Here is a 12750-nt window from a genome sequence, read left to right as displayed (position 1 = left end):
TTAACGATGGGTAAGTATTTTGGAACAGATGGATTTAGAGGGGAAGCAAATGTTGACTTAACAGTTGAACATGCTTATAAAGTAGGGCGCTATCTTGGATGGTACTACTCTCAAAATGGTAAAGCAAAAGTTGTGATTGGGAAAGACACAAGAAGAAGTTCATATATGTTTGAATATGCACTAGTTTCAGGGTTAACAGCTAGTGGTGCTGATGTTTATTTATTACACGTAACAACAACACCTTCAGTATCATATGTTGTAACAAGTGAAGAGTTTGATTGTGGAATCATGATTTCTGCTTCTCATAATCCTTATTATGATAACGGAATCAAAATCTTAGATGGTAATGGTCATAAAATGGATGCTGGAGTAGAAAATTTAATCGAGCAGTACATTGATGGTTTAATTGATGAATTACCATATGCAACCAAAGATGAAATTGGGTGTGCTTTAGATTATTCAATCGGTCGTAATCGTTATATTGGATATCTGATGTCGATTCCCACTAGGGCATTTAGAAATTATCGTGTAGGTTTAGACTGTGCCAACGGTGCTAGTAGTGCGATTGCTAAAAGTGTTTTTGATGCTCTAGGAGCTAAGACTTATGTAATTAACAGTGATCCTGATGGGTTAAATATCAATACTAATTGTGGTTCAACCCATATTGAAGTCTTACAACAGTACGTAAAGGAAAACGCACTAGATATTGGTTTTGCTTATGATGGAGATGCTGATCGCTGTATTTGCGTTGATGAATTTGGACGAGTTGTAGATGGGGATCTAATTTTATACGTTTGTGGTAAATATTTAAAAGATCACGGAGAACTTGCTAATGATACTGTTGTTACAACAATCATGTCAAATCTTGGTTTATATAAAGCATTTGATAAAGAAGGTATTAAATATGAAAAAACCGCTGTTGGCGATAAGTATGTAAATGAAAATATGGTTAAAAATGGTCATGTTTTAGGTGGTGAACAATCTGGACATATTATTTTCTCTAAACATGCCACTACAGGTGATGGGATTTTAACATCTTTAAAAGTAATGGAAGCTGTTATTGAAAGTAAACGAACTATCGCGCAATTAATTGAACCTGTTACTATTTATCCTCAATTAATGAAAAACGTTCCTGTAAGAGATAAAAAAGAAGCACAGGAAGATCCTGATGTAAGAGCGGTTATTGCTGAAGTTGAAACTGATTTAGGTGAGAATGGTCGTGTTTTAGTTCGTGAAAGTGGAACTGAACCGGTTGTTAGAGTAATGGTTGAAGCAGATACTGATGAAAAATGTCTTATTAATGTAAATAAAATTGTTGATAAGATGAAGGAAAAAGGATTTGTAATCAAAAGATAAAATAACATAATGTCACACAATATTGCCATATAATATGGCAATATTTCATATATATTAAAAGTGAGGTGAAATACATGCAATTTAGAATAAATATTATTGATGATGAAAAAAATTTAAATGATTTAGTAAGAACCTATTTAGAAAAAGAAGGATATATTGTTTATTCTTTCTATACATATGATGAAGCTTTAATGCATAAGGATGATGATGTTCATTTATGGTTGATTGATATTATGTTGGATCGTGCTAGTGGATTTGAATTATTTAATGAGATTAAGGCTAGTCGCCCTAAAATGCCAATTATTTTTATGTCTGCACGAGATCAGGAATTTGATCGGATTATTGGATTAGAAAAAGGTTCTGATGATTATATAACCAAACCTTTTAATATTAAAGAAGTGATTTTAAGAATTAATAATTTAATTAAACGTTCATATGATGATCCATCAAAAATTAAGATGGATGGATATGATATTGATTTAGAAAAACGGCGCGTATTTAATGGTGGAGAAGAAGTAATTCTAACAACGAAAGAATATGATTTATTAGTTTATTTTATTACTAATAAAGGCTTAGCTATCTCTCGGGAACAGGTTTTGAATAAAGTATGGGACGAAAACTATTATGGTAGCGACCGGGTAGTTGATGATACTTTAAGACGTTTAAGAAAAAAAATGCCAGAGATTAATGTACGCACGATCTATGGTTTTGGCTATCGTTTAGACTAATGTTAAATAAGTTTTCTTTGCAGCGACAGTTAAGCAGATTTTCTTTACAAAAGCAGTTAATTATTATCTTTTCATTATTAGCGATGCTTGTTATATTGATTTTAGTACCGTTGATCAATAAAAATCTTAATGCTCTAATAGATGAAGAGATGTTTAAAACGCTAGATACTTCACAGAGCGCATATATTGATTTTGATTATTCACCAATCGCTAAATCAAGTGATAAACAAATTTATCATATGACTTATGATAAAAATACTAACTATTTATTTCCACCATCTAATCTAACTCGTGATAAAGTTTTAGCGTTATATCCAGTATTTGCTGATAAACTTAATGAGATGCTAAAAGGAAATAAAGATAAGATCCAGGCTAAAGGGACACTTGATGGCGATACTCTTTATTTTCAAATAACTAAAAAAGATAGTGATTCTTATATCATTTCATTAGTATACAGTGATTACTCTGCTAGTTTGATTTCATCAATTAGGCAACAAATAATAAATATTTTATATGTATCATTTGCTGTTATTGGCGCAATTATTTTTATTTGGGTTAGTGGCTTAATTAAACCATTAAAATTAATTAGAAATTATATAGAAGACATACGTAAAGATAAACAAAGTGAATTAAAGATTGATCGTGGCGATGAAATTGGTTTTGTTTCAGATGAACTTGTTGCGATGAAAGAAGAAATAGATAAACAAAGCAAGATCAAAGAAGAAATGATTCATAATATTTCCCATGATTTAAAGACACCGATTGCTTTAATTAAATCATATTCACAAAGCGTTAAAGACGATATTTATCCATATGGTGATAAAAATTCATCAATGGATATAATTATTGAAAATGCAGAACGTTTAGACGGTAAAGTTAAAAGTTTATTATATTTGAATAGATTAGATTTTATTAGTGGTGAAAATTCTGATAGTGAAGTTGATATGCATGAATTAATTGAACATATTGTTATCCAATTACAAGGAATGCATCCTGAAATTGAAATTGAAACAGATTTAGCTTTCGTTTCATTTAAAGGTGATGAAGAATGTTGGCGTATTTGTGTGGAAAATATAGTTGATAATGCTTACCGATATGTTGATAAAAAAATAAAAATTATTTTAAAAAATGATTATTTAGAAATATATAATGATGGTGAGCCAATCGATAATGATAACATTGAGGCTCTATTCCAACCGTATGAAAAAGGAACAAAAGGTCAATTTGGTTTAGGTCTATCAATCGTACATAAGACATGTACTATGTATGGGTATAATGTAACGGCGGTTAATCAGGAAACTGGAGTAAGCTTTATTATTGAAAAGAAATATAATTAACAATCCAAGGCTATACCTTGGATTTTATTTACGTTATAATAAGTGATAATAAGTGGGTGATTAAATGTTAGACAAAAAAATTGAGTTCTTTATAGCGACTGTTGAAACAGGTTCTTTTTCTGGTGCTGCAAGAAAGTTAATGCTGTCACAATCGGCAGTTAGTCAACAAATAAATTTATTAGAAGAAGAGTTAGCTGTTAAATTATTTGATCGCTCTAATTATCGCCCTAGATTAACTAGAGCCGGTGAGTTCTATTTTAAAAAATGTCAGGAACTTGTTGCTATTTATGAAAAAATGAATCATGAGGTTAAATTGATTGATTCCTATAGTATTCGTATTGGGATAACTGGCCCATTTGAAAATCATCATATTCCTTTTTTAGTTAAATTATTTAAAGAAAAGTACCCACAGATAGAAATAACAATTATAAAAGGTAGTTTTCAAAGTTGTAAAGAATGGTTAAATAATAATCAGATTGATGTTGCTTTTGCTATTGAAAATGATTTTATTAATGAACCTAAAATTACCTATGAAGTTTTACTGCAGCATCAAATATGTGCAATTTGCAGTTATGAGCATCCATGGGCTAAGTTAACTAAGATAGCAGCGCAGAATCTTATCAATCAACCGCTAATTTGTTTATCAAGAAAGTTTGGGGAAGGCTTTTATCATGATTTTGTAGAAGCTTTTAATAAAGATAAGATTGAGCCAAATATTATAAAGGAAGTAGATACTCTTGATGAGTTGATTTTATCAGTTAAGCTTAATGAAGGAATTGGTCTAACTTCACGTGAAGTTGTTAATGAGGAAGAAGTAGCGATTTTAGATATTATTAATTCGCATCATCATGCAAACTATGTTATTGGTTATGCTAGGGATATAAATAATCAATTTATTTTTGATTTTGTTGCGCTGGCGAAAAGATATTTTAATAAAACTCTATAAGTAATTCTTATAAAGTTTATAAGATTATAGCTACTATTTTTTATAATTATCTAGCTCTATAATATTAATATATAGATGGAGGAAGATAAGATGTCAAAAGTAATAGTAACAGGTGTAGATGGTAATTTTGGAGGCTATGTAGCGAGAAATATTACTCAGTTAAAAGAAAAAGAAGATTTGATTTTTACTTGTCCATTTGAAGAAGGACTAAAGGAATTTAAAGATACTGGCATTGATTGTCGAGTAGCAAATTTTAATCATCCAGATGAACAGTTAGTTGAAGCCTTCAAAGGTGGCGATACAATTTTAATAATTTCAGCACCATTTGTTGGAGCAAAGCGTCAAGCAGCACATAAAAATGCAATTGATGCGGCAATTAAAGCAGGGGTAAAAAAAGTTGTTTATACATCATTAGTAAATGCTCGTGATGTAGAAAATCCTAGTATTGAAAAAATCGATCATGCATGGACTGAAGAATATATCGAAAGTACTGAATTAGATTATATTTTCCTTAGAAATTCACAATATGCTGAAGCAATGATAACTAGTTATTTAACATCTAATGGTAACTTATTGAGTTGTCAAGGAGATGGAAAGATGGCATATATCTCACGTTTGGATTGTGCGATGGCAGCGATGTATGCACTAACAAAAGATGATATGCATAAGCAAGTTTTAAATATTAATGGTCCTGAATTATTGACTTTACATGAATTTGCGGCAATTGGAAATAGAGAAACAGGAATGGATGTAAAAGTTGTCGATGTTAGTGAAGAGGAGGTATATGCTGGATTTGATGCTATTGGGGTACCACGTACTACTGATGGAACATTTAAAGATGGCTCACCAGCTCCTTATTCAAGTGATGGAATGGTAACTTTTGCAAGAGCAATCCGAATTGGTAAAATGGATAATTTTACTGATGATTTTGAAAAATTAACTGGTGTAAAACCACGTACAGTGGCTTATATGTTTGCCAATAACAGTGAATATGGTGTCGGAGCAAGAAATTCTACAGATGACTAATTATTAGCTTATTAATTGGTAGTGATATTATTGAGAAATCAATAATATTACTATCAATTTTTATTTGATAGAATATGTCAAATAAAATACCAAGATTATTTAAGAATTTATTTAAAGAAATAGAATTATTTTATGCTATGATAAAATTATGGAGGCGGAAAAATGAAATTATTATTTAAACAGCGCTTTTTTTCATGGCTAGATAGTTATGATATTTATGATGAAATGGGAAATACAGTATACACTGTAAAAGGTGAATTAAGCTGGGGACATAAATTACAGATATATAATGCTGATGGTTTACCTGTTGGTACAATCAAAGAAGAAGTTTTCACTTTTTTACCTAAATTTGCGATGTACCTTAATGATGAATATATTGGTCAAATAAAAAAAGAACTAACATTATTTAAACCATCATTCATTTTAGATTATAATGATTGGAAAATTTCTGGTAATTTTTGGGAATGGGATTATGAAATCATTGATTCTCGTGGTATTGTTATTGGAGATATTAATAAGGAATTATTTAATTTTACGGATACTTATTCTCTAACCATTAGTGATCCACGAAATGCAATCTATGTTTTAATGATTGCTTTAGCTATTGATGCGCAAAAATGTTCAAATAACAGTTAATAAGACACGAGAGTGTCTTGTTTCATCTTATGAAAAATAATTACTAAATTAATGAAGAGGTTTATAATAATAACCGAAGGTGGTAAAAATGGGGAAAGATGAAAACAATTTTGCGCGTGGCAGTATTCCACGACATATTATAAATTTAGCTGGTCCAATGATAGTGGCACAGTTGATCAATGTTTTATATAATGTTATTGATCGTATTTATATTGGAAGAATTCCAGATGTTGCGACATTAGCTATGGGAGGACTAGGGCTATGTTTGCCACTGATTTCTATTATTATTGCTTTTGCTAATCTATTTGGTATGGGCGGTGCTCCACTTTGTTCAATTGCTCGAGGACGTGGTGATATTGAAGAAGCTGAAGAAATAATGGGTAATTCTTTCATGCTATTAATTATTTTTGGGATTGTTTTAACAGTTATTGGTTTGATCTTTAAAGAAGATTTGCTGTGGCTCTTTGGTGCCAGTGAACATACAATCGGTTACGCTAATGATTACATGACTATCTATTTATTAGGGACAGTTTTTGTACTGATTGGTTTAGGTATGAATAGTTTTATTAATAGTCAGGGATTTGCTAAAATCGGAATGATGACTGTTTTGCTGGGAGCAATAGTTAATATTATTTTAGATCCAATTTTTATTTTTGGACTAGATTTAGGGGTTAAAGGAGCTGCTTTTGCAACAGTTATTTCACAATTTATTTCTGCATTATGGACATTACGTTTTCTTACAGGGAAAAAAACAATATTAAAGATAAAAAAACAGTATTTGAGTTTAAAAGTAAAATATGTCACAAAGATTATTTCCCTAGGAATGGCAGGGTTTATGATGGCAATCACTAATTCGATTGTAACAATCGTATGTAATGCGACATTGCAACAATATGGAGGAGATCTTTATATTGCAATTATGACGATCATTAATTCAATTAGAGAGGTTGCTTCTTTGCCGGGGCAAGGAATGGCAAATGCTTGTCAACCAGTATTAGGATTTAACTATGGTGCTAAAGAGTATGCACGGGTTCTTCAAGGAATTAAATTTGTAACTTTAACGGCACTATCAATGATGCTGATAGTTTGGCTGGCAATAACGGTATTTCCTGAATTATTTATTAAGATATTTAGTCATAATCAAGAAATCATTACCCATGGCGTGAGTGCTTTACGTTTGTATTTCTTTGGCTTTTTCATGATGTCATTTCAGATGACAGGACAAGCAGCAGCAGTTGGATTAGGAAAGTCAAAACAAGCTGTTTTCTTTTCAATTTTTAGAAAAGTAATTATTGTTGCCCCACTAACAGTGATCTTGCCAATCTATATTGGCATTGATGGAGTTTTTATTGCAGAAGCAATTAGTAATTTTATTGGTGGTGGTGCCTGTTATATTACTATGTGGTTTACAATTGCGAAAAAATTAAAATCGGGTATTATTAGTGAATAATAGTAAAAGGATTATAAGTGTTATAAATCGCTAATCAATAATATTAGCGATTTTCTTTTTAAATTATGAAAAAATAAATATTGTCAAATAAATGATGATAAAATCATGGTAATTTGGAGGTACTAAAATGAAATTAAAAGAAAATTTTTTATGGGGTGGCGCTACAGCTGCGAATCAATATGAGGGTGGCTATAATGAAGGTGGTCGTGGATTAAGTATTAATGATGTTGAAAAGGGTGCTAAACATGGAGTACCTCGTGAAATTCATGAGTGTATTCATGAAAATACATATTATCCATCACATGTAGCTACAGATTTTTATCATCATTATCAAGAAGATATTAAACTATTTGCCCAAATGGGTTTCAAATGTTTTAGAATGTCGATTTCATGGTCAAGAATTTTCCCACGTGGTGATGAAGAACAACCTAATGAAGAAGGTTTGGCTTTTTATGATAAAGTATTTGATGAGTTATTGAAATATGGAATTGAGCCAGTTGTAACCCTATCACATTATGAAACACCATTGACTTTAGTTAATGAATATGGTTCATGGAGAAGTCGTAAATTAGTTGATTTCTTTGAGCATTATTGTAAGACCGTATTTTCTAGATATAAGGATAAGGTTAAATACTGGATGACTTTTAATGAAATTAATGGCTGTTTAGAGGTGGCTCGTCCTTGGCATCAAGCGGGAATCGTTTATCGTGATGATGAAGATCATTATCAAACAATTCTCCAAGCTAGTCATCATATGTTTGTAGCAAGCGCTAAAGCAGTGATTGCAGGGCATGAAATTAATCCAAATTTTAAGATTGGCTGTATGTTAATTTATCCAACAACATATGCAGCAACTTGTAACCCGGAAGATCAGATTATGATGAGAAATAAGATGCTAAATACTTTCTATTATGGTGATGTTCATGTTCGAGGACGTTATACAAATACATGTACTTCATTATTGCATAAACATGGTGTTGAAATAAAAATGGAGCCTGGAGACGAAGAACTTTTAGCGAAAGGTAAAGTTGATTATATTGGTTTTAGTTATTATTTTTCAGCTGTTGAGGGTAATGATGCTGAAGAAATTGAAGGAAATGTTGTTAAAGGTGGACGTAATCCGTATTTAAAGATGACAGATTGGGGTTGGCAAATTGATCCATTAGGATTAAGAACAGCTTTAAATGAGTTATATGATCGTTATCAATTACCTTTGTTTATTGTAGAAAATGGAATGGGAGCAGTAGATACAGTTGAAGTCGATGGTTCAATTAATGATGCTTACCGTATTGATTATATTAAAGAACATATCAAAGCATTTAAAGATGCAGTTGAGATTGATGAAGTTGATTTAATGGGATATACCCCTTGGGGATGTATTGACTTAGTGGCAGCAAGTACCGGTGAGATGAGAAAACGTTATGGTTTTATCTATGTTGATAAGGATGATGAGGGTAACGGAACCCTTGCACGTAAACCAAAGAAATCATTCTATTGGTATCAAAATGTTATAAAAACAAACGGTGAGGAGCTGTAATGACTTAGGTCGTTACAGTTTTTTGTAGAATGTGTTAAAATATTCTACAAAGGGGAGAGTTTTATGGAAAATTATTGTCGCAAAATGGCCTGGCTCTTATATAATAGAGGGCTAGTCGATAAAGAAAATGTTGAAGATCTGCGCTTTTTGCTCGAACTTATTTTGACACAGGTTATAACGATCATATCAGTCTATATAATTGGTCTATTATTTATGGATGCACTGAGTATCTTGATTATTTGTGCCTGTTTTGTAGCCGGGCGAAAATATCTAGATGGTTATCATGCCGATACTTTTAGAAATTGTTATTTACTGACGATGTTAAACTTTATTTTTTGTATTTTTATGAGTAGGATAGTAGCATATGTTGAAATATTTTATTTTATAGGAATAGGAATATCATTATATTTATTATTTAAATATAGATATAAAAAAATAATTATTTTTAATTTATTCTATATATTGATAATAGTATTATTTAATACAGGTATAGTTTATCAAATCAATATGGTTAATTATTTTGTAATAGTATTGATGAGAGTGATAAGAGGGGAGGAATTAAAATGATCTCTATTGGGATAATCGATGATGAACAAGTATATTTAGATAAAATTAAAGATATTTTAATCACAAATTTTGATGACATTAGAGTCTATTCGTATAATTCTGCGAGTAAAATAGATAATGATCTAGATTTTATATTACTTGATATTGATATGCCCGATACAGATGGAATTATTTTTTCAAAACAACATCGTAATTACAGAATTGTATTTGTGACTAATTATGATACTCGGATCAAGGAAGCTTTTGGACCTAATGTATATGGATATGTATCAAAAGGAAATCTTGAAGAAGAATTAGTAGAGAAAGTTAAAGAAGTGATTGAGGTAATCAAATGTGATTATTATGTTACGTTTAAGGTAAATGGAATAGATATAAATATTAGGGTTGACGATATAATTTACTGTCAGTATTTAGGTAATCATATTGTTTCAATAGTCTATCATGATAAAAAAATTAATATTAATAATAGTTCTTTGAAGAAAGTAAAAGAGGTTTTGAATGAATATTTTATAGAAATAAGCCAGGATATAATAATAAATAAACATCGAATTATTAATTTTGAAGATAGATATGTGTATCTAGATGGAATCAACAGTAAATTTGAAGTAAGTGTAAGAAAAAGAAAGTTAGTGAGAAAAAGTTTTTACGAGACATTTAGATGATAGAAGTTATTAGTGAATATTTTTATTGTTTAATTTATGTTATCGCACTTACATTTACTGCGAGTTATCTATTAGAGGAAAAGGTTAAATTTAAAAGAGTAGTTATAATGGCACCGCTATATGCAATTGTAAATTATCTTGTAGCAGGGGCTACTAGTAATAATTTTTGGGAATACATGATTGTGAATTCTATTATCATAGTCATAGATTTTTGCTATATTTGTATTTTATTTAAAAAAACAAATGTAATATTCTATGTTTCTTTATTCCAGTTATTTTATATATTTACTGTTAATTCTCTAATCCATGTTATTAATATTATTATTGGATTTAACCGTGAGGTTACATTATCATTTAGTATTCAAAGGCTTATCATGGTTTTTTTAATAAATATATTAACAGTTATTTTTATTGTTGTTTTGGATAAATTAAAGATTATTCCCACTCAGAAAGTAATAAATCGTCAAGTAAAATTATTTATCATGCTCGATATATTAGTTTATTATGCGATGGTAATTATATATAATATTGGTGTAGTAAGATTGGTTAATTTAATTACAGTATTAGTGTTGATTCTATTATTTTTGTGGATAATGTTTTTAAAAATATTGTCTATGTATGTTGAAACAACAATCAGAAATGAAGAATTGATAATGGAGGATATATCTAATAAATATATAAGTAAGTATCTTGATTTTTATAATCAGGAAAGTGATAATTTAAGAAAATTAAAGCATGACCTAAAGAATCATCAACTTGTATTAGAAAGTCTAGATAAAAAGAATCAATATACTCAATATATTGATGAAGTATTTAAGGGAATTGGTCAAGTAACATATATTGAAAGTGGTAATATTTATATTGATGCTTGTTTATATGCTAAACAACAAGAATATCCTGAGATAATTTTTGATTTTGATATAAGTGTTGCGGGTTTGGTATTTAATGAAAAAGATTTAACATCATTAATATTTAATTTAATTGACAATGCATGTAACGAAGCATTAAAACACAATAAGTTAGTATCAGTGATGATTAGATATACTAATAATTTATTAATCATTAGAATTAAGAACACTTGCCCGATTAAGCCTAATTTTAGTACGGATAAAGGTGAAGGGCATGGGTATGGATTAAAAATAATTAAAAATATTGTTAATAAATATCATGGTGATTTGTTTATCGATTATCATGATGATCAAGTAATATTTAATATTAAAATAAACACTTAAGGAGGTATTTTTAACATATGAGGAGGTGTAAAAAAACATTATCTCGATTTATGTTATATTTTAGAAGTGAGGAGGATATGTAGATGAAAAATATGATTAAAAAAGTTATTAAAAAAAGAATAGAAAAAGTAAAACTTAATGGTTATAATTGTTCACCTTGTGATTATTATAGACCAAAAAAACCAAGTAAATAATAGTACAAACTTTTGGGAGAGGGTAAATGTACTAAATAGTAATATTTATTAATGGCATAGCCAAAGCAAAAATTTATATAACTAAGATTCAATATAATCAATTTCTATAAAGATAGAATCGTCGTACATATACATTAAATGGGATAAAGCGTATATAATAAAAAGTGATTTTTATTATTACTGAGGGTTGTTAGCATGGCTTTTTTATTATAGAGACGAGATTTTGAACCTTTGTTTAGTAAATTATGTTATAAAATAGCTGGATTAATAATATGTTCGATTAAAAAGAGATATTAATTATTTAATATCTCTTTTTAGCGTGTGCCGGGCATGGCTGGCATGAATTCAGTTAGAGATAAACCAACCGCAGGTAGTTACCGTCAAGCGTAGAAAACCACAACCTGTTGACAGTAATGACATGGGTGAAGGAAGTAATGTGATGTAGCGATTCTTTTGAACATGTGAACAGGAACTTAATGAGGCTAAATGGTGGATAAGGTTGTGCTACAAACCAAAGTCCAAATGGTATATGTAAGACTAAGACAGTAAATCAAGACATTGTGAAAGAATTAGGATTCATGCTCTACTTCGAGAGGCTTTATGGACGAGGAAGTCTAGTAAACTTTAAAATCAATGATAGTATCCTCGGTAGAAAAAGGTTTATCGTAAGAAGTTAGATGAAGTCATAGTAGGTAGAGATACTGGAGGACTAAAACGTTTATAGAGTGCAAATTTAGTAATGAAGACATCTTTAAATGTGCTAATATAGAATTAGGGCGGTATAGTAGGATGAATGTCAAATGTCATAAACTTTATTATATTACCGAAAATATTAGGTATTAAGAAAGGGAAAGACCTGGATTGGTACATCGCCTAAATTACTATCTTAAGAGTTTGTAATTTGATATAAATGTAGAGCTGTATACTAGACCTGCACGTACAGTTCAATGGGTGGGGCAATAAATTATTTTATTCCTTTAACCTATTACTGATTATTTAGAAAATAAAAAATATTTAAATTGTTGATGAGCCAGGGAATAAGTTAAAAATAATATAGTATTATTAGCCATGTTAGGATA

At 29.9% G+C, this 12750-nt stretch carries 11 protein-coding genes; all 11 read left to right on the top strand.

Annotated features, from left to right (window positions below):
- Positions 1-6: 6 nt before the first annotated feature.
- The 11 genes from glmM (at position 7) to KTF99_RS04540 (ending at position 11477) form a co-directional block, all read left to right on the top strand.
- Positions 7-1356, top strand: coding sequence for a phosphoglucosamine mutase (gene glmM / locus KTF99_RS04590; RefSeq protein WP_003536900.1), 1350 nt, complete (start codon positions 7-9; stop codon positions 1354-1356).
- A 74-nt stretch (positions 1357-1430) separates the two neighbouring features.
- Positions 1431-2084, top strand: a complete 654-nt coding sequence (locus tag KTF99_RS04585; protein ID WP_003536901.1) for a response regulator transcription factor — start codon at positions 1431-1433, stop codon at positions 2082-2084.
- Complete coding sequence (locus KTF99_RS04580; RefSeq protein WP_003536903.1) at positions 2084-3421, top strand: sensor histidine kinase; 1338 nt, start codon at positions 2084-2086, stop codon at positions 3419-3421. The genes KTF99_RS04585 and KTF99_RS04580 overlap by 1 nt, the downstream gene beginning before the upstream one ends.
- 64 nt (positions 3422-3485) lie before the next feature.
- The gene (locus tag KTF99_RS04575) at positions 3486-4367 is read left to right on the top strand and encodes a LysR family transcriptional regulator (RefSeq protein WP_003536905.1); all 882 of its coding nucleotides are present in this window, start codon (positions 3486-3488) and stop codon (positions 4365-4367) included.
- Between the two features lie 90 nt (positions 4368-4457).
- Positions 4458-5393, top strand: coding sequence for an NmrA family NAD(P)-binding protein (locus KTF99_RS04570; protein WP_022007944.1), 936 nt, complete (start codon positions 4458-4460; stop codon positions 5391-5393).
- Positions 5394-5555: 162 nt separating this feature from the next.
- The gene (locus tag KTF99_RS04565; RefSeq protein ID WP_003536909.1) at positions 5556-6029 is read left to right on the top strand and encodes an LURP-one-related/scramblase family protein; all 474 of its coding nucleotides are present in this window, start codon (positions 5556-5558) and stop codon (positions 6027-6029) included.
- Positions 6030-6117: 88 nt separating this feature from the next.
- A complete protein-coding gene (locus tag KTF99_RS04560) occupies positions 6118-7479 on the top strand; it encodes an MATE family efflux transporter (RefSeq protein WP_003536912.1) in 1362 nt (453 codons plus the stop codon).
- A gap of 127 nt (positions 7480-7606) precedes the next feature.
- Positions 7607-9016, top strand: coding sequence for a 6-phospho-beta-glucosidase (locus KTF99_RS04555; RefSeq protein WP_029481263.1), 1410 nt, complete (start codon positions 7607-7609; stop codon positions 9014-9016).
- Between the two features lie 63 nt (positions 9017-9079).
- Entirely contained in the window at positions 9080-9583 is a 504-nt protein-coding gene (locus tag KTF99_RS04550; protein WP_003536916.1) for an accessory gene regulator B family protein, read from the top strand.
- On the top strand, positions 9580-10245 hold the full coding sequence (locus KTF99_RS04545) for a LytR/AlgR family response regulator transcription factor (RefSeq protein ID WP_029481261.1): 666 nt from the start codon (positions 9580-9582) through the stop codon (positions 10243-10245). Before KTF99_RS04550 ends, KTF99_RS04545 begins: the two co-directional genes overlap by 4 nt.
- Positions 10242-11477, top strand: a complete 1236-nt coding sequence (locus KTF99_RS04540) for a sensor histidine kinase (protein ID WP_009300677.1) — start codon at positions 10242-10244, stop codon at positions 11475-11477. The genes KTF99_RS04545 and KTF99_RS04540 overlap by 4 nt, the downstream gene beginning before the upstream one ends.
- Positions 11478-12750 lie beyond the last annotated feature (1273 nt).

This window comes from Erysipelatoclostridium sp. MSK.7.34 (assembly GCF_019041935.1).
In the GTDB taxonomy this organism is placed as follows: Bacteria; Bacillota_I; Bacilli_A; order Erysipelotrichales; family Coprobacillaceae; genus Thomasclavelia; species Thomasclavelia ramosa.
Note: the sequence above shows the minus strand (reverse complement) of the source record. Positions and strands in the feature narration are given on the sequence as shown.